The sequence below is a fragment of the Citrobacter sp. Cc139 genome (assembly GCF_030334645.1).
GTDB lineage: Bacteria > Pseudomonadota > Gammaproteobacteria > Enterobacterales > Enterobacteriaceae > Citrobacter > Citrobacter werkmanii.
On sequence record NZ_JAOWDM010000081.1, the window covers coordinates 51,080 to 69,336 of the forward strand.

At 54.4% G+C, this 18,257-nt stretch carries 17 protein-coding genes; 9 read left to right on the forward strand and 8 right to left on the reverse strand.

What is annotated here, in order from left to right; translation table 11 throughout:
* Positions 1-35 precede the first annotated feature (35 nt).
* The 3 genes from fepC to fepD are packed head-to-tail and all read right to left on the reverse strand — an operon-like array spanning position 36 to position 2,826.
* The gene (gene fepC / locus OGV69_RS11760; RefSeq protein ID WP_038638617.1) at positions 36-833 is read right to left on the reverse strand and encodes an iron-enterobactin ABC transporter ATP-binding protein; all 798 of its coding nucleotides are present in this window, start codon (positions 831-833) and stop codon (positions 36-38) included.
* Positions 830-1,822 carry an iron-enterobactin ABC transporter permease gene (gene fepG, locus OGV69_RS11765; RefSeq protein ID WP_038638620.1) on the reverse strand — a complete coding sequence of 331 codons (993 nt, stop codon included), beginning with the start codon at positions 1,820-1,822 and terminating at the stop codon, positions 830-832. Before fepG ends, fepC begins: the two co-directional genes overlap by 4 nt.
* Positions 1,819-2,826, reverse strand: coding sequence for a Fe(3+)-siderophore ABC transporter permease (fepD, locus tag OGV69_RS11770; RefSeq protein ID WP_069323129.1), 1,008 nt, complete (start codon positions 2,824-2,826; stop codon positions 1,819-1,821). Before fepD ends, fepG begins: the two co-directional genes overlap by 4 nt.
* A 109-nt stretch (positions 2,827-2,935) precedes the next feature.
* Between fepD and entS the strand changes: the two genes are divergently transcribed.
* The gene (gene entS / locus OGV69_RS11775; protein WP_069323130.1) at positions 2,936-4,171 is read left to right on the forward strand and encodes an enterobactin transporter EntS; all 1,236 of its coding nucleotides are present in this window, start codon (positions 2,936-2,938) and stop codon (positions 4,169-4,171) included.
* A 39-nt stretch (positions 4,172-4,210) separates the two neighbouring features.
* On the opposite strand, the gene fepB is transcribed toward entS, so the two are convergent.
* A complete protein-coding gene (gene fepB, locus OGV69_RS11780) occupies positions 4,211-5,167 on the reverse strand; it encodes a Fe2+-enterobactin ABC transporter substrate-binding protein (protein ID WP_069323131.1) in 957 nt (318 codons plus the stop codon).
* Positions 5,168-5,354: 187 nt separating this feature from the next.
* On the opposite strand from fepB, the gene entC reads away from it, so the two are divergent.
* The 7 genes from entC (at position 5,355) to OGV69_RS11815 (ending at position 12,743) form a co-directional block, all read left to right on the forward strand.
* On the forward strand, positions 5,355-6,530 hold the full coding sequence (gene entC, locus OGV69_RS11785) for an isochorismate synthase EntC (RefSeq protein WP_069323132.1): 1,176 nt from the start codon (positions 5,355-5,357) through the stop codon (positions 6,528-6,530).
* Positions 6,531-6,539: 9 nt separating this feature from the next.
* Complete coding sequence (gene entE / locus OGV69_RS11790) at positions 6,540-8,150, forward strand: (2,3-dihydroxybenzoyl)adenylate synthase EntE (protein ID WP_069323133.1); 1,611 nt, start codon at positions 6,540-6,542, stop codon at positions 8,148-8,150.
* Positions 8,151-8,163: 13 nt separating this feature from the next.
* Positions 8,164-9,021 carry an isochorismatase gene (locus OGV69_RS11795; RefSeq protein ID WP_069323134.1) on the forward strand — a complete coding sequence of 286 codons (858 nt, stop codon included), beginning with the start codon at positions 8,164-8,166 and terminating at the stop codon, positions 9,019-9,021.
* Positions 9,021-9,776, forward strand: coding sequence for a 2,3-dihydro-2,3-dihydroxybenzoate dehydrogenase EntA (gene entA, locus OGV69_RS11800; RefSeq protein WP_069323135.1), 756 nt, complete (start codon positions 9,021-9,023; stop codon positions 9,774-9,776). Before OGV69_RS11795 ends, entA begins: the two co-directional genes overlap by 1 nt.
* A 2-nt stretch (positions 9,777-9,778) precedes the next feature.
* Positions 9,779-10,192, forward strand: a complete 414-nt coding sequence (gene entH, locus OGV69_RS11805; protein ID WP_069323357.1) for a proofreading thioesterase EntH — start codon at positions 9,779-9,781, stop codon at positions 10,190-10,192.
* A 184-nt stretch (positions 10,193-10,376) separates the two neighbouring features.
* Positions 10,377-12,482: a pyruvate/proton symporter CstA gene (cstA, locus tag OGV69_RS11810; RefSeq protein ID WP_006685575.1), complete on the forward strand. Its 2,106-nt coding sequence runs from the start codon at positions 10,377-10,379 to the stop codon at positions 12,480-12,482.
* 63 nt (positions 12,483-12,545) lie between these two features.
* Positions 12,546-12,743 carry a YbdD/YjiX family protein gene (locus OGV69_RS11815; protein ID WP_006685574.1) on the forward strand — a complete coding sequence of 66 codons (198 nt, stop codon included), beginning with the start codon at positions 12,546-12,548 and terminating at the stop codon, positions 12,741-12,743.
* A gap of 97 nt (positions 12,744-12,840) precedes the next feature.
* Here OGV69_RS11815 and OGV69_RS11820 read toward each other — a convergent pair whose 3' ends face one another.
* On the reverse strand, positions 12,841-13,929 hold the full coding sequence (locus OGV69_RS11820) for an oxidoreductase (RefSeq protein WP_069323136.1): 1,089 nt from the start codon (positions 13,927-13,929) through the stop codon (positions 12,841-12,843).
* Between the two features lie 131 nt (positions 13,930-14,060).
* Here OGV69_RS11820 and OGV69_RS11825 point away from each other — a divergent pair, with 131 nt between their 5' ends.
* Positions 14,061-15,221, forward strand: a complete 1,161-nt coding sequence (locus OGV69_RS11825) for a pyridoxal phosphate-dependent aminotransferase (protein ID WP_069323137.1) — start codon at positions 14,061-14,063, stop codon at positions 15,219-15,221.
* On the opposite strand, the gene OGV69_RS11830 is transcribed toward OGV69_RS11825, so the two are convergent.
* The 3 genes from OGV69_RS11830 to citR form a co-directional block, all read right to left on the reverse strand.
* Entirely contained in the window at positions 15,222-15,839 is a 618-nt protein-coding gene (locus OGV69_RS11830) for an IbrB-like domain-containing protein (protein ID WP_038638649.1), read from the reverse strand.
* Positions 15,824-17,047: a phosphoadenosine phosphosulfate reductase gene (locus OGV69_RS11835; RefSeq protein ID WP_286469241.1), complete on the reverse strand. Its 1,224-nt coding sequence runs from the start codon at positions 17,045-17,047 to the stop codon at positions 15,824-15,826. The genes OGV69_RS11830 and OGV69_RS11835 overlap by 16 nt, the downstream gene beginning before the upstream one ends.
* Before the next feature lie 173 nt (positions 17,048-17,220).
* Positions 17,221-18,132 carry a DNA-binding transcriptional repressor CitR gene (citR, locus tag OGV69_RS11840; RefSeq protein WP_069323138.1) on the reverse strand — a complete coding sequence of 304 codons (912 nt, stop codon included), beginning with the start codon at positions 18,130-18,132 and terminating at the stop codon, positions 17,221-17,223.
* Positions 18,133-18,257 lie beyond the last annotated feature (125 nt).

The window sequence follows — 18,257 nt, forward strand, 5'->3', positions numbered from 1 at the left end:
TATGGCGGCAGGCAGCCGCCATACGTTAACTCTCGCTATTTGTTGCGCCCTAGCGGTACGACTAACGGCGTGCCGGCAACCGGATCGTCGATAATCATACAGCGTAATCCATAGATTTTTTCGATAAGCTCCGCCGTAACAATCTCCTTCGGCGCCCCCTCGGCAATAATTTTTCCGTCACGCAGCGCAATCAGGTGCGTTGCGTAGCGACAGGCCTGATTGAGGTCGTGCAGAACGGCGGCCAGCGTATAACCCTTCTCCCGGTTTAGCTCACTGAGCAGCTCCAGCAGATCAATCTGATGACTGATATCCAGCCAGGTGGTGGGTTCATCGAGCAACATAATCGATGTTTCCTGCGCCAGCACCATTGCAATCCATGCGCGCTGGCGCTGTCCGCCGGAAAGCGTATCTACACTTTGCGCCGCCAGATGGGTGATCCCTGTGGCCTGCATCGCTGTGTTTACTGCGATTTCATCTTCTTGCCGCCAGCGGGTAAACAGCGGCTGATGTGGGTAACGCCCGCGAGCAACCAGCTCCTGTACAGTAATATCACCCGGCGTGGTGGCGTTTTGCGCCAGCAAACCTATTCTGCGTGCGACCTCTTTGCTGGCGTAGTGCTGAATATGTTCACCGTCGAGCCAAACCTTGCCGTGGGCGGGCGTCATCAGACGACTCAGTGTGCGCAGTAGCGTTGACTTCCCGCAGCCGTTTGGCCCAATAATCGCGGTAAAGTGACCGTCGGGAATCGACACATTGAGATTTTCCGCGACGGTAAACTTGCCATAACCCAGCGTTAACTGGTCGCCGCGCAAACGGGCAACTGATTCGATCATTTTTTGCGGGACTCCTGAATTAACAAGACGATAAGATAAATACCGCCGAGGCTTACGGTGACAACGCCCACCGGAAGCTGATAAGGCATAAACAGCTGTTGGGCGCATAAATCCGCCATCAGCAGCAGCAGCGCGCCGCATAGCGCTGACAGGGTTAATCCCCAGCGGGATGTGCCGCTAAGTCGACGCGCAATATGGGGGGCGACGAGAGCTATAAAGGAAATTGGACCTGCCAGCGCGGTGGCGGCGGCGGTCAGTACCACGGCGACCAGCATCATCATCAGACGCGAACGCTCAACGCTGACGCCTAGCGCACAGGCGCTGTCGTCACCCATTTCCAGTAAACGCATCCGGCGCACCAGCAGCGTGGCGCACACCAGCATCACAATAATCAGCGGGGCAGAAGGCCAGGTCTTGGCCCAGGTCAGACCATTGAGCGATCCGGCGTTCCACAGTCCGGCCGTTAATGCGGTTTCTAATGACGCTTTCAGCAGCAGCCAGGTGTTGAACGCCACCAGCATAGCGCGTATGCCGATACCGATAATAATCAGCCGGAAGGTGTCGATGCCGTTGCGCCAGGCGAGCGCCCAGACAACCAGTGAAGTCAGGATCCCACCCAGCATAGCCGCCAGCGCGATAGCGGTGAGATGTTGGCCGAATAGCACCATTGCCACCAGTACACCGCTCCAGGCACCGGTATTGAAACCCATCACATCCGGGCTGCCCAGCGGGTTGCGCATCAGCGACTGAAATATTGCACCGCTCACGCCGAGCGCCGCGCCAATCAATAACGCCATGAGCACGCGCGGCAAACGCCATTCGGTGACCACCAGCGTGATACTGCGCGGCGCATCGCCGAACAGAGCGGCAATAATTTGCTGCGTTTCCAGCGTAACGACGCCGCTACGCAGGCTCCACAACCCAACGACGAGACAACCTACAACCAGCAGCAGGCTGCTGATGACCAGACGACGGGAGAGGTGCATCATGCGCCACCCCCGCGCGATTTACGGCGAACCAGAAAGATAAGCACTGGCGCGCCGATAAACGCGCTGACCACCGAAACACGTAGCTCGCCGGGGACAATCAGGCGACCGATGATATCGGCAATTAACAGCAGAGAGGGGGTCGCAAGAAGGGTAACGGGCAGTGACCAGCGGTGATCCGCCCCCACCAGCCAGCGCGCCATATGCGGCATCATCAGGCCGATAAAGGCGATAGGACCAACAATTGCGGTCGCGCTGCCGCACAGTACGGTAATCACCAGCAGGCCAATAAACTGCGTGCGGGCGACTTTACTGCCCAGCGCGGTAGCAGTGTCGCTACCAAGACTCAGGCTATTCAGGGCGCGGCTGAGAAACAATGCGGCAGCCGCGGCAATCAATACCGGCACCAGCACCACCTTCAGCGTTTGCAGGCTGCGGATATCCAGCGAACCGGCCTGCCAGAATCGCAACTGATCGTAGACGTCCGGGTTGAGTAGGGCGATGCCGGTGGATAGCCCCTCGAGCACTGCACCCAGCGCAACGCCCGCCAGCGTCAGTCGTACCGGACTGAGTTGCCCGCCGCCCTGGCTACCAGTAAACGCCACAATCAGCGAGGCGATCAGCGCCCCGGAAAAAGCCATCAGCAATTGTTCCTGTGGGGAAGAGAAACCGAACAGCGACGCGCCCAGCACGATGGCGAAGCTGGCGCCAGAATTAACGCCAAGGATCCCCGGATCGGCGAGCGGGTTACGCGTGAGCGTTTGCATTAAGGCGCCCGCCAGACCCAGCGCGCCGCCGGCGAGCAGTCCTGCCAGCGTACGTGGCAGTCGCGCGTCCAGCACGATGGTGCAATCCGCGCTTTGGCAACTGCCGGTGAGTGCATCCAGCACCACGGATGCAGGTAGCGATTTTGCGCCAATAACCAGACTTAATACCGTAGTGAGAACAAGTAATAACAATAGTCCGGGCACGGCGAAAGCGCGTGTCGCGGAAACAGAGCATGACATATCAACTTCCCTGATAATGATAGTAATTATCGTTATCGATCTTATTTGGATATGTTAGCATGTGCAGCCATCGAATGGATATTGAAAAAGTACCTGGTAAGGCTCTGTAATGAATCGACAATCCTGGCTGCTTAATCTCAGCCTGTTAAAGACCCACCCTGCATTTCGCGCCGTCTTCCTCGCTCGTTTTATTTCCATTGTCTCTTTGGGACTACTCGGTGTGGCGGTTCCGGTACAGATCCAGATGATGACCCAGTCGACCTGGCAAGTGGGTTTATCGGTGACATTGACCGGTAGCGCAATGTTTATTGGCCTGATGGTTGGCGGCGTACTGGCCGACCGCTATGAGCGTAAAAAAGTGATCCTGTTGGCGCGTGGAACCTGTGGCGTCGGCTTTATTGGTTTGTGTCTGAATGCGCTGCTGCCCGAACCGTCGTTACTGGCGATTTATCTGCTTGGCTTATGGGACGGTTTCTTTGCCTCGCTGGGCGTGACGGCTTTGCTGGCAGCAACGCCGGCGTTGGTCGGGAGGGAGAATTTGATGCAGGCCGGGGCGATTACCATGCTGACGGTGCGTTTGGGTTCGGTCATTTCGCCGATGCTTGGTGGAGTGCTGCTGGCGACCGGTGGCGTGGCCTGGAACTACGGGCTGGCGGCGGCAGGCACGTTCATAACCTTACTGCCTTTATTGAGCCTTCCCGCGTTACCTCCACCGCCGCAGCCGCGCGAGCATCCGCTGAAATCGCTGCTGGCAGCATTTCGCTTTTTGCTCGCCAGTCCGCTGATTGGCGGCATTGCGCTGCTCGGCGGCCTGTTGACCATGGCGAGCGCCGTGCGGGTGCTGTATCCGGCGCTGGCGATTAACTGGCAGATGTCGAGCGCGCAAATTGGTTTGTTGTATGCGGCCATTCCTCTTGGCGCGGCGGTGGGCGCTTTGACCAGCGGACAGCTGGCGCACAGCGTTCGTCCGGGATTGATCATGCTGGGTTCTACCGTGGCTTCATTCCTGGCTATCGGTCTGTTTGGGTTGATGCCGGTCTGGGAGCTTGGGGTTGTCTGCCTGGCGCTGTTCGGTTGGTTAAGTGCGGTTAGCTCTTTGTTGCAGTACACCCTGTTACAGACGCAGACGCCAGAAGCGATGCTCGGGCGAATTAACGGTTTGTGGACGGCGCAGAACGTCACCGGGGACGCGATTGGCGCGGCGTTGTTAGGTGGTTTGGGTGCGATGATGACGCCGGTCGCCTCGGCAAGCGTGAGTGGATTTGGGCTGGTGATTGTCGGTCTGCTACTGCTGTTGTTGCTGGGGGAATTACGTCGATTCCGGCAAATGCCTGTGAATACCTGACGGGCCGGATAGGGCGTTAGCCGCATCCGGCGCTGGCGATTAAAAGAGAGCTGACAGACGTTGCAACAGCAGCGTCGCGCTGTAGTAGTCGAGACGGAAGGTTTCCGTGCCCAGGGCGTAAACACGTTTATTTTGCACGGCTGGCAGATGCGCCAGAAGCGGATTGGCATAAATGGCGTCGGCATCTTTGCTGTCGCCAGCAAACAGGAACAGTGCTTCGCCGTTCAGGCCAGCCGCCAGATTTTCACCGCCAAGCTGGATGATATCGTGGCGTTTGCCCTGGCTCTGGCTGGTGTGCAAACCGGCAGGTAGCGGCGCCAGCGTGAAGCCTAACTGTTCCATCAGCTTGCCCTGTGCCGACTCAGGCGTCCAAAGATTGGCGCTGTGCGCCGCAGCGGTATAGACCAGCGCGTTGACCGGCTGTGGCGGTAGGGTGATCCGTTGCTTAACCGCTTGCAGTTGCTTATCAAATTCGGCAATTCGCGCGGCTGCCTGCGGCTCCTGACCGGTAATTTCACCCAGTTGCGTCAGCAGCGTCTGCCAGCTTTTGTCGTCGTAGTTGATGATAAGCGTGGGCGCAATGGTGGACAACTGATCGTATAGCGCGAGGGCGGAGTCGCCGCCGGTGGCGCTTACCAGAATCAGATCCGGCATTTGTGCCGCGACGGCTTCCGCACTTGGTTCGCCGATGTACAGACGGCTGAGTTTGCGTTCCCTGGCCACGTCGCTCCATTGACGTAAAAAGCCCTGCGCATCGCCAATGCGGTTGTTCGGCGTGGTGGCGCCGCTGGCGATGACCGGGGCATCAATCGCCAGCAGCGAGCCGGTAAGGGTGACGCTGGTGGAGACAATGCGTTGCGGCTTATGCTCCAGCGTATGCGTGCCACGGCTGTCGGTGATCTGACGCGGCCAGTCGGCGGCGTGACCTAAAGAAATTCCTGAAATAAACAAACCAGTCAGTAAAAGCACGGTGCGACGAAAAGAGGGGAGACTCACGAATCAGCTTCCTGTTATCAGTATGGTTAATGCTTCTCATTTTCATTGTTAGCGAGCGAGGATGCAAGCCAAAGTCGCACATTGTGCTGCCGCAAGAGTTGACATACAGCCGCTTTGCTTTTAGGTTAGCGACCGAAAATATAAATGATAATCATTATTAGAGCCTTTATCATTTTTGGAGGATGATATGGATATGTCACTGGCCGAGGAAAAAACGCAGACTATGCCGACGCTCGCTCCCGACAGTTTTTTCTTTATGTCGCCGTATCGTAGTTTTACGACGTCAGGATGCTTCGCCCGCTATGCGGAACCGGCAATTGATGGCGATTCGCCAGACAGCCCTTTCCAACACAAAATGCACGTACTGTTTGCTGATGCCAAATCGCAGGGCATCGCTAACCCCATTATGGTCGGGGCAATTCCTTTCGATACCCGCCAGCCATCATCGCTGTTTATTCCCCAATCGTGGCAGAGCTTCTCTCGCACGGCAAAGCAGCAATCATCACGTTACTTTAATCGGCATCAGTCGTTAAACGTGGTTGAGCGTAAATCGATTCCGGAACAGGACTTTTTTGAAGAGATGGTTGCCCGGGCGGCTGCGCTGACGGCCACGCCGGAAGTCGACAAAGTGGTGTTGTCACGTCTGATCGATATCACCACCGATGCCAACATTGACAGCGGTGCGCTGCTGGAGCGTCTGGTGGCGCAAAATCCGGCGAGTTACAACTTCCATGTCCCCATTGAAGACGGTGGCGTATTGCTTGGCGCCAGCCCGGAACTGCTGTTGCGCAAAGAAGGCGATCGTTTTAGCTCGCTGCCGCTGGCCGGTTCGGCGCGCCGTCAGCCTGATGATGTGCTGGACAGGGAAGCGGGGATCCGCCTGTTGGCGTCTGAGAAGGACCGCCATGAGCACGACCTGGTGACGCAGGCGATGAAAGCCGTGTTGCGCGATCGCAGCAGTGAATTGCAACTGCCTTCCTCTCCGCAACTGGTCACTACGCCTACGCTCTGGCATCTCGGCACGCCGTTTGAAGGAAAAGCCAACGCAGAGGAAAACGCGCTGACGCTGGCGTGCCTGTTGCATCCGACGCCTGCGCTGAGCGGTTTCCCGCATCAGGTTGCGCGCAACATTATCGCCGAGCTGGAGCCGTTCGATCGCGACTTGTTCGGCGGCATTGTCGGCTGGTGTGATGCTGAAGGTAATGGCGAATGGGTGGTGACGATCCGCTGCGCGAAGCTGCTGCGTAATCAGGTTCGTTTCTTTGCCGGCGCCGGTATTGTGCCTGCGTCTTCTCCGGTTGCGGAATGGCGTGAAACGGGAGCCAAGCTTGCCACCATGTTGAATGTTTTTGGACTGCATTAAGGAGTCATGATGAGTATTCCTTTCACCCGTTGGCCGGAGGAGTTTGCCCGCCGTTACCGTGAAAAAGGCTACTGGCAGGATTTGCCGCTGACCGACATTCTGACCCGTCACGCCGAGAGCGACCATACGGCGGTCATTGATGGTGAACGCCATCTGAGCTATCGCCAGTTGAATCAGGCGACTGACAATCTCGCCTGCAGCCTGCGTCGTCAGGGAATCAAACCTGGCGAAACCGCGCTGGTGCAGTTGGGCAATGTGGCGGAGCTGTATATCACGTTCTTTGCGCTGCTCAAGCTGGGCGTCGCTCCGGTGCTGGCGCTGTTTAGCCATCAACGTAACGAACTCAATGCTTATGCTAAACAGATCGCACCCGCGTTACTGATCGCCGATCGCCAGCATGCGCTGTTTAGCGGGGAAGATTTTCTCAATACCTTTGTGGCTGAACACAATTCAGTGCGCGTGGTACAACTGCGCAATGATGAAGGCGAACATAACCTGCAAATGGCGATAGACCAGCCTGCGGCTGATTTTACCGCGACGCCATCGCCTGCTGATGAAGTGGCGTACTTCCAGCTTTCTGGCGGTACCACCGGGACGCCGAAGCTTATTCCTCGTACCCATAACGATTACTACTACAGCGTGCGTCGCAGTAATGAGATCTGCCGCTTCACCGGGGAAACGCGCTATCTGTGCGCGATCCCGGCGGCGCATAACTACGCCATGAGTTCGCCTGGTTCGCTTGGCGTGTTCCTGGCTGGCGGCACCGTGGTTCTGGCGGCTGACCCGAGCGCAACCCTGTGCTTCCCGCTGATTGAACAGCATCAGGTTAACGTCACGGCGCTGGTGCCGCCGGCGGTGAGCCTGTGGCTGCAGGCGATTGCGGAGTGGGGGAGCAATGCGCAATTGGCTTCGCTGACGCTGCTGCAGGTCGGTGGGGCACGGCTTTCCGCCTCGCTTGCGGCGCGTATTCCGGCGGAGATTGGCTGCCAGTTGCAGCAGGTTTTTGGCATGGCGGAAGGGCTGGTGAACTACACCCGTCTGGACGACAGCCCTGAGCGCATCATCAATACCCAGGGCCGTCCGATGTGTCCGGATGATGAAGTCTGGGTCGCCGATGCTGATGGTAATCCCCTGGCGCAGGGCGAAACGGGCCGCCTGATGACGCGAGGTCCGTACACCTTCCGGGGTTACTTCAACAGCCCGGAGCACAATGCCAGCGCCTTTGACGCCAACGGTTTTTACTGCTCCGGCGATCTGATCACTATCGATCAGGATGGCTATATCACCGTACAAGGGCGTGAGAAGGATCAGATCAACCGGGGTGGCGAGAAGATCGCAGCAGAAGAAATTGAAAACCTGCTGTTACGCCACCCATCGGTGATCCATGCAGCCCTGGTCAGTATGGATGACGAACTGATGGGCGAGAAAAGCTGCGCATGGCTGGTGGTGAAAGAGCCGCTGCGCGCGGTGCAGGCGCGCCGTTTCCTGCGTGACCAGGGCGTGGCGGAATTCAAATTACCTGACCGTGTGGAGTGCGTTGAGTCACTCCCGCTAACCCCGGTCGGTAAAGTGGATAAAAAACAATTACGTCAGTGGCTGGCGTCACGTTCACTGGCCTGAAGGAGAAAAAGAGATGGCAATTCCTAAACTGCAGGCTTATGCACTGCCTACGGCGCTTGATGTTCCAGCCAATAAAGTCGACTGGACGTTTGAACCTGAACGCGCCGCGCTACTGATCCACGACATGCAGGACTATTTTATCGGCTTTTGGGGGGATAACTGCCCGATGATGGCGCAAGTGGTGGCTAACATTGCCGCACTGCGTCAGTTCTGCAAAGAGCACAACATTCCGGTGTATTACACCGCGCAACCCAAAGAACAGAGCGATGAAGACCGCGCCCTGCTGAATGATATGTGGGGACCAGGCCTGACGCGTTCGCCGGAACAGCAAAAGATCGTTGATGCGCTGGCTCCCGATGAGGCGGATACCATCCTGGTGAAATGGCGTTACAGCGCATTTCATCGCTCTCCGCTGGAGCAGATGCTTAAAGACACTGGCCGAAATCAACTGATTATTACCGGTGTGTATGCCCATATTGGCTGCATGACCACTGCGACTGACGCGTTCATGCGCGATATCAAGCCGTTTATGGTCGCCGATGCGCTGGCGGACTTCAGCCGTGATGAACACCTGATGTCGCTGAAATACGTGGCGGGACGTTCCGGTCGGGTGGTGATGACCCAGGAACTTTTGCCGACGCCGGTTCCGGTGAGTAAAGAGGCGCTGCGCAGCGTGATTCTGCCGCTGTTGGATGAGTCCGAGGAGCCAATGGATGACGAAAACCTGATCGACTACGGGCTGGATTCCGTGCGCATGATGGCGCTGGCGGCACGCTGGCGTAAAGTTCATGGCGATATTGATTTCGTGATGCTGGCGAAAAACCCGACCATAGACGCCTGGTGGAAGCTACTCTCCCGCGAGGTGAACTGATGGCCGGATTTGATTTTGCCGGGAAAACCGTCTGGGTGACCGGCGCGGGTAAAGGCATTGGCTACACTACGGCACTGGCATTTGTGAAAGCCGGCGCGCAGGTGACTGGCTTCGATCGCGAATTTCCTCAGGATAACTACCCGTTTGCGATCGAAGTGCTGGATGTGGCCGATGCCGGGCAGGTGGCTGAGGTGTGCCAGCGTGTCCTTAAAGCGTGCGAGCGGCTGGATGTGTTGGTCAATGCCGCCGGTATTCTGCGCATGGGGGCCACTGACGCGCTGAGCGTTGAAGAGTGGCAGCAGACATTTGCCGTTAACGTTGGCGGCGCGTTCAATCTGTTTCAGCAGACGATGGCGCAGTTTCGTCGCCAGCAGGGCGGGGCGATCGTGACCGTCGCGTCGGATGCGGCGCACACGCCGCGTATCGGCATGAGCGCTTATGGAGCGTCAAAAGCTGCGCTAAAAAGCCTGGCGCTCACCGTCGGGCTGGAACTGGCGGGCAGCGGTGTGCGCTGTAATGTGGTTTCGCCTGGCTCGACCGATACTGACATGCAGCGCACGTTATGGGTCAGTGATGACGCGGAACAGCAGCGTATTCGCGGGTTTGGCGAGCAGTTTAAGCTTGGCATCCCGTTGGGGAAAATCGCCCGTCCACAGGAGATCGCCAACACCATTTTATTCCTCGCCTCCGACCTTGCCAGCCACATTACGCTACAGGATATCGTGGTGGATGGCGGCTCAACGCTGGGAGCATGATGATGATCTGGAAACGCCATCTCACGCTGGATGAATTAAATGCCACCAGCCACAACACCATGGTCGCGCACTTAGGCATCCTTTATACCCGACTGGGCGATGATGTGCTGGAGGCCGAAATGCCGGTTGATATCCGCACGCATCAGCCGTTTGGTTTGCTGCACGGCGGCGCGTCGGCGGCACTGGCCGAAACGTTGGGTTCAATGGCGGGTTATCTGATGACCCGCGACGGGCAGTGTGTAGTCGGTACAGAACTGAACGCCACGCACCATCGGGCGGTTTCGCAGGGCAAAGTGCGCGGCGTTTGTCAGCCGCTGCATCTTGGACGGCAGAATCAAAGCTGGGAAATCGTCATCTTTGATGAGCAAGGACGACGCTGTTGTACCTGCCGATTAGGTACTGCGGTGATGGGGTGAAGTCGCCCGACAAAGTAAAATGAAATTGCAGGGTTAACAGGTAAATGAAGTGATCTAGTTAACACTGCAATGTAAAAACTCAGTGATACTTCGGGTTTGTATGGTTGTCATGTTGTTAAATTCAGAAAAGATGTTATAGAAACAAAATGTAACATCTCTCTGACCTGGACAACGGATAATCAATATGAATAAATCAGGGAAGTACCTCGTCTGGACAGTGCTCTCCGTGATGGGAGCATTTGCCCTCGGCTATATCGCATTAAACCGTGGTGAACAGATCAACGCGTTGTGGATAGTCGTGGCGTCGGTCTGTGTCTACCTTATCGCTTACCGTTTCTATGGCCTGTACATTGCGAAAAATGTGCTGGCGCTGGACCCGACGCGTATGACGCCAGCTGTGCGCCATAACGACGGTCTGGATTATGTTCCTACCGATAAAAAAGTGCTGTTCGGTCACCATTTTGCGGCGATTGCCGGGGCGGGTCCGTTAGTCGGGCCGGTACTGGCGGCACAAATGGGTTATCTGCCGGGTATGATCTGGCTGCTTGCCGGGGTGGTACTCGCGGGGGCTGTGCAGGACTTCATGGTGCTGTTTGTTTCTACCCGTCGCGATGGTCGTTCCCTTGGCGAACTGGTGAAAGAAGAGATGGGCCCAACGGCGGGCGTTATTGCGCTGGTAGCCTGTTTTATGATCATGGTGATTATCCTCGCGGTACTGGCGATGATCGTCGTGAAAGCGCTGACCCACAGCCCGTGGGGAACCTATACCGTCGCGTTTACCATTCCGCTGGCGATCTTTATGGGGATCTACCTGCGTTATCTGCGTCCGGGCCGCATTGGCGAAGTGTCGGTCATCGGTCTGGTATTCCTGGTGTTTGCCATTATTTCCGGCGGTTGGGTGGCCGAAAGTCCGACCTGGGCACCGTATTTTGACTTTACCGGCGTACAACTGACGTGGATGCTGGTGGGCTACGGCTTTGTCGCTGCCGTGCTGCCGGTATGGCTGTTGCTGGCCCCACGTGATTATCTCTCTACTTTCCTGAAAATCGGCACCATTGTTGGCCTGGCGGTAGGGATTTTGATCATGCGTCCGACGCTGACCATGCCTGCGCTGACCAAGTTTGTTGACGGTACTGGCCCGGTCTGGACCGGTAACCTGTTCCCGTTCCTGTTTATTACCATTGCCTGTGGTGCGGTATCTGGCTTCCACGCGCTGATCTCTTCCGGTACCACGCCGAAGATGCTGGCGAACGAAGGGCAGGCCTGTTTTATCGGCTATGGCGGAATGTTAATGGAATCCTTTGTCGCCATTATGGCGCTGGTTTCCGCGTGCATCATCGATCCGGGCGTGTACTTTGCGATGAACAGCCCGATGGCGGTGTTGGCTCCGGCGGGTACGGCGGATGTCGTGGCTTCTGCAGCGCAGGTGGTCAGCAGTTGGGGCTTTGCTATTACTCCGGACACCTTGCATCAAATCGCCAATGAAGTCGGCGAACAATCCATCATTTCCCGCGCAGGCGGTGCGCCGACGCTGGCCGTTGGGATGGCGTATATTCTGCATGGTGCGCTGGGCGGCATGATGGATGTGGCGTTCTGGTATCACTTCGCCATTCTGTTTGAAGCCCTGTTTATTCTGACGGCGGTTGACGCCGGTACACGCGCCGCACGCTTTATGCTGCAGGATCTGTTAGGCGTGGTATCACCGAGCCTGAAACGTACCGACTCACTGCCTGCGAACCTGCTGGCTACAGCGCTGTGCGTACTGGCCTGGGGTTACTTCTTACACCAGGGCGTGGTGGATCCACTGGGCGGTATCAACACCCTGTGGCCGCTGTTTGGTATCGCCAACCAGATGCTGGCCGGTATGGCATTGATGCTCTGTGCGGTGGTGCTGTTCAAGATGAAACGTCAGCGCTACGCATGGGTGGCGCTGGTGCCAACGGCCTGGCTGCTGATTTGTACTCTGACTGCGGGCTGGCAGAAAGCGTTTAGCCCGGATGCGAAAATTGGCTTCCTGGCTATCGCCAACAAGTTCCAGGCGATGATCGACAGCGGTAATATTCCGGCGCAGTACACCCAGTCGCAGCTGACGCAACTGGTGTTTAATAACCGTCTGGACGCGGGCCTCACTATTTTCTTCATGGTGGTCGTCGTGGTGCTGGGGCTGTTCTCGATTAAAACTGCGCTGGCAGCGCTGAAAGAGGACAAACCGACTTCGAAAGAAACGCCGTACGAACCAATGCCTGAGAATGTCGAAGAGATCGTGGCGCAGGCGAAAGGCGCGCACTAATATTCTCTTAACCAACAAGCCCTCTCCGGTACGGGGAGGGCGTTTGTACGACAGGGAATCACTATGTTTGAAACGCTCTCCAAAGCCGGGAAGTATTTAGGGCAAACCGCCCGCTTGATGATCGGTGTGCCGGATTATGACAACTATGTTGAGCATATGCGCGTCACGCATCCGGATCAGACGCCAATGACCTACGAAGAGTTTTTCCGCGAGCGGCAGGATGCGCGCTATGGGGGCAAAGGCGGCGCGAAGTGCTGTTAATTTTTTGCCGGATGCGCTGACGCTTATCCGGCCTACAATAATGCTTTGGCCGTTGGCCTGATAAGGCGAAGCCGTCATCAGGCAACCTGCACCATAGTCACACCGTAAACGATTCTACCTTCTCAAACGCTGCGCGCAGGGTATCTGGCGTTAACGTTACCGGCAGCGCATGAATAGATTCGACCGGGCGCAGGGTATGCGCAATCACCTTATCGATCTCAGCGCGATTTGCTATATCCACGTCTAACTGGGCCAGCCTGGTGGGGAGATTGAACCGCTGATAAGCGGTGACAAGTTGCGCCAGCACATCATCTTGTCCAAGCAGCGCGCACTGCACCAGTATGCCGTATGCCACTTTGGTGCCATGGAGAAATTTCTCCGTTTGCGGGAGGACGGTCAGACCGTTATGGACCGAATGTGCCGCCGCCACACGGGTGTAGCGCTCGCCCAGGCCGCCGACCATACCGCCGCCGGCTATAATCGCATCCACCACGTCGCTAAACGCCTGGGTTAGTTCACCACGCTGCTTATCTGCCAGTGCCTGCTCGCTGCTTTCCAGCAGGACGTCGCGGATGGCCAGCGCGCCGTTGATGCCCAGACGTACGGTCAGAGGTAGCGTTTCTGGCTGCGGAGCCAGCACCACTGCCTCATACCATTTCGCCAGCGTATCGCCAATACCGGCCAGTAAATACTCTTCAGGCGCGTTAAGTATGATTCGTGGCTCAACCAGCACCAAAAAATTGGCATCGTCGAATATTTCGAAATGCAGCGCCTGACCGGCATCGTTGTACCAGACGGAAAGCGGCGTCCAGGCCGCGCAGGTGGCGGCAATAGTCGGGATCGCCACGAAAGGTAAATCAAGGCGGCGAGCCAGCGCTTTAGCCGTATCGAGCAGTGTACCGCCACCCACGCCAATCACGATGCTGCGATCATCTCCCGATTCTTTTGCCAGTTGAGCAACATCGGTTTCGCTGCAATGTCCCGTAAACAGCAGACGCTTAGCTTCGGCAAGATGAAAAGCTTCTGGCAGATAAGGACGCGCCGCGGCGATAGCTCGCTCACCGTAGACCCAGACGGCGTGTGAGAGTTGATCCGGGGTGAAAAAGTCGTGCAGTCTGGAGAGGCTACCGGTGTGGGAAAAGTAGTTAGCCGGGCCGGTGACGACGCGAATCTCGGTATTACTCATGTTGTGTTGTCCTTGTGCTGTCCTGATCTGGCAGGTTATTTTTATATAGACGTCTGAACGTCTTGATTGCCAAATACTAACATCGTGCTATAGTGGCTTCAACAACAACATCACACGTCGGGATAACAATAATGAGCAATAACTCACTGATTGTGCAAAGTAAACTCCCAAATCTGGGGACCACAATATTTACGCAAATGAGCGCGCTGGCACAGCAGCATCAGGCCATTAACCTCTCGCAGGGATTTCCTGATTTTGACGGTCCACATTTCTTGCAGGAACGTCTGGCATATCATGTCGCGCATGGCGCTAACCAGTATGCGCCGATGACAGGCGTGCAGCCGCTGCGCGAAGCCATTGCCGATAAAACCGCGGAGTTGTACGGTTATAAGCCCGATGCGACAAGTGAAGTCACCGTCACGGCAGGGGCCACAGAAGCATTGTATGCAGCCATTACGGCGCTGGTGCGGCCTGGTGATGAAGTGATCTGTTTTGATCCGAGCTACGACAGCTATGCGCCTGCGGTGGCGTTATCCGGCGGTGTGGTGAAACGTATTGCGTTGCAACCGCCGTCATTTCGTGTGAACTGGCAGGAATTTGCCACGTTACTCAGCGAGCGCACCCGGTTAGTGATCCTCAATACACCGCATAACCCATCTGCTACCGTCTGGCAGCGCGCTGATTTTGATGCGTTATGGCAGGCGATTAAAGAGCGCGAGATTTTTGTTATTAGCGACGAAGTGTATGAGCATATCTGCTTTGCCGCTCATGGACATGCGAGCGTGCTGGCTCATCCGCAGCTACGGGAACGCGCTGTTGCCGTTTCATCTTTCGGTAAAACGTATCATATGACCGGCTGGAAAGTCGGCTATTGCGTTGCACCCGACGCCATTAGCGCCGAGCTACGCAAAGTCCATCAGTACCTGACGTTCTCAGTCAACACACCGGCTCAGCTGGCGCTGGCGGATATGCTGCGGGAGGATCCAATACACTACCGCGAGCTGCCCGCGTTTTATCAGAGAAAGCGTGATGTGCTGGTGAATGCGTTACGCGACAGCCGACTGGAAATTCTGCCGTGTGAGGGGACCTATTTTCTGCTGGTCGATTACAGTGCGGTCTCAACGCTTACTGACGTTGAGTTTTGTCAGTGGTTAACTAAAGAAGTGGGGGTTGCGGCAATACCGCTGTCGGTGTTCTGCGCCGATCCTTTCCCGCATAAGCTGATCCGCCTATGTTTTGCCAAGCAAGAATCGACGCTGTTAGCAGCCGCAGAGCGTCTGGTTTCGCTGTAATTATTTTACTGTCCAGGCTTTGGAAAACCGACGGTCGGCAAATAACTCCTGCAGGCCGTTGATTTGTTTCAGTCGCAACACTTCATCGTTATCCATGCCGAGTTCTTTAGCGATTTTTTCTTCACTCCAGCCCAGTTGCGATAATTCACGCACGATTTCCGACATGGCGTGGATTTGGTGGCGTCCGCGGGCGCGGTTATGGCGGATTGTCGCCGCCATACGTTCATGGCGATCGCGTTCCAGGCAGGCGACGGGCAGATAGCCTTTTAATCGTGGTTTTAGCGATGCTTTGTTTTTTCCTAATTCATGGCGGTGAAAGCCATCGATGATTTCATACTCTTCTTCCGTTGAGTGAACCACGACAATCGGCTGGGTGAAGCCATCCGCTTCGATGGATTTCAACAGCAGCTTTTTCTCCGGCGGCGCAACGTTATTAGGATTGTAATCATTGGGCGAAATGTGATCGCTTTTAATCCATAACACGCAATCTACTGGTTCTTCACGAAATGGACTGACGCTGTGGATTGCCATTCTGAATTCATTAATGGCTTCAATTCTATCTTTTTCTGGCAAACCAGAAAGAAAGCCGAGGAGTTCCTGTGTTAATCGTTGTTGCATAACAACCCCCATTCCTGACGTTTGGTTTTCATGCGTTCAGTATATCGCAGGTAGTTTTTCGTTTTTGTGGGGCTGAACGAAAGTGCCCGACACCAGTAATCATTATTCAGGAGTACTTTGCAGATCCTTCTCCATGAGGGGATATCCCTGGAACCAATATCGCCTTCCTGACTTTCCGGGATATTGTCCATGCCTTTTTTCTTATACCACTGTATATAGACAGCGATTTTGTTGCGGTAATGTTCTGCGGTCTGTTCTGGCATGCTGTGTAATAGCAGCATGGCGTATTGCTGCCAACTTAAATGCTCTGGTTTGAGTATTTTCCGATGACCGTAAAAATGGTTGTCATGACCGGCGTAAATCCCGCCGCTTTTAACGCCGCTGACGCGGGCGCACATAGCCGCCCATCGCTGTGGCTCAATGACATGGTACAGCCATAGCCCCTGGCGTTGTTCTGGTCCAAAGGGCTCGCAAATACGCATATATCGTGTTGGGACTCCGGCCTGATACATCAGGTTATACAAGGGATTGCATGGCATTTTTGTCTTTGCAAACCATGTCCAGATATCGGCTGTTTTCCAGTCATATAACGGATAAATATACCAGGTGTGTCCACCTGGCGCTGCCGTCGTCCACGGCTTGTCATCGGCAAAACGTTGCTTACGCGAGTTGGCGATGGCCACAAAGCGGTTATAGGACTCGTCCGCGCGAATGCCGACCATCATCGCTGCGGGACGCTTTTGTGAAAACCAATCTGCGAACTCGCGAACAAAAAGCTCAAAGGTCATACCGGGCTGATAGAAAGAAAAGAAATTGGGGTCGGTTATGGCATCGGCTGGTGGCTGACGCACCCACTGTATATTCGGCTCCCAGCACTGCCATTCGGGTTGATATTGTGAAAGCGCGTTTTGTGTGGTCAGAGGTAATGCGACCCAATAAAATTCTTCGATAACATCGGAATAACTCTCGCGTAGCGCCTGGACATAATCGATAGTGCAGGAAAACTGAGCTTCCCAGTCAATAAATAATACGCTAATTTTTTTCTGTAACTGGCGGGCAAGGGTGGCCGTAAGATGGAGCATAAGACCGGAATCTTTTCCTCCCGATAATGAAACACAAATGCGCGGCAGTGTGTTGAGCGTCCATGTAATGCGCTCCTGTGCGGCTTCAAGTACATGTTGAGTTAGAGGTATTTTATAAACAGACATATCAAATCCATAGTGAGGCGCTGTTATTCCCCGCTATGGTAAATGGTCAGCATAAGAAATGCTAATCTATATGTGTCGTAATTTTCACGACTTATTCATCATTTCAATAAATAACTTTAATGAATTGTTAATGTGAATTAATTATACCCATCGGGAAAATGTTTAACAGGCGTTTATTCGCTATCTGGTATGATTCTTTTTATATATGAGGCAAAGGAATCGTTAGAAAGCGAAGCGCGGTTATACATCATATACAGTTTTGCTGACGGTAATTTCATATCGACGCTAATCTCTTTGAGATTAAAGACAGGGGAGTAAAATTCATACATAACTCTGGGTATAACACCAATGATATCAATGTTTGATATAACGTTAACGATTGAAATCAAAGAGTCGCTACTGAAACCAATTTTACGATTGGCTAAAAAATGATTTGTTTGTGATTGATAATCTTTCATCCCCTGTTCCTCAGTGAGGAATAATGTAAATTTTTCCTTTAATAATTGCTCTATGGTACATGAATCATTAATTCGGGGATGGTTACTGTTACGGACTAACACCCCTTCAATCGTTTTTAACGGCGTGCATACAATGGAGCGGTTATGTACTGGTACGATTGTGAATACCAGATCCGCTTTGCGGTAAGATAAAATATTTTCAGCAGTTTCCGCGCTCATTAGAATGTCATGATGCTCAATTTCAATATCAATATCAGAATCTTCTCGGAGGGAATGAACTACTTCGTGTAAATGAAAACTGGTTGTCATTGGCGGGCAATAAATGATAAATTTTTTCTTTAAACTGGAGTTATGCATGATGTTAATTGTTTGCTCCAGGGAGTTGAGGTTTTGTTCCAGATGATGATGAAGATTGATGCCAGTTACCGTAGGCGTGATGCCTTTTCCCGAGCGAATGAACAATGGATCGTTAAACTGAGTACGAAGTCGTTGCAATGACTGGCTCACGGCCGAAGGCGTAATAAAAAGTGTTTCTGCAGCCTTGCTGATGCTCAGGTGCTGATAGATACATTCAAAAATAACAAGCAGGTTTAGATCGAATTTTTTAAGATCGTAAAGATTAGCCATGTATACTTTCCTCTGACGGTAAAATTTGAAATAATTAAATTATGAAATAGTTTGAAATGCATTTATTTACAGACTTTATGTTTCAGTGCTTAATGAACGATTAATTTAAACTAACATAGCACAAA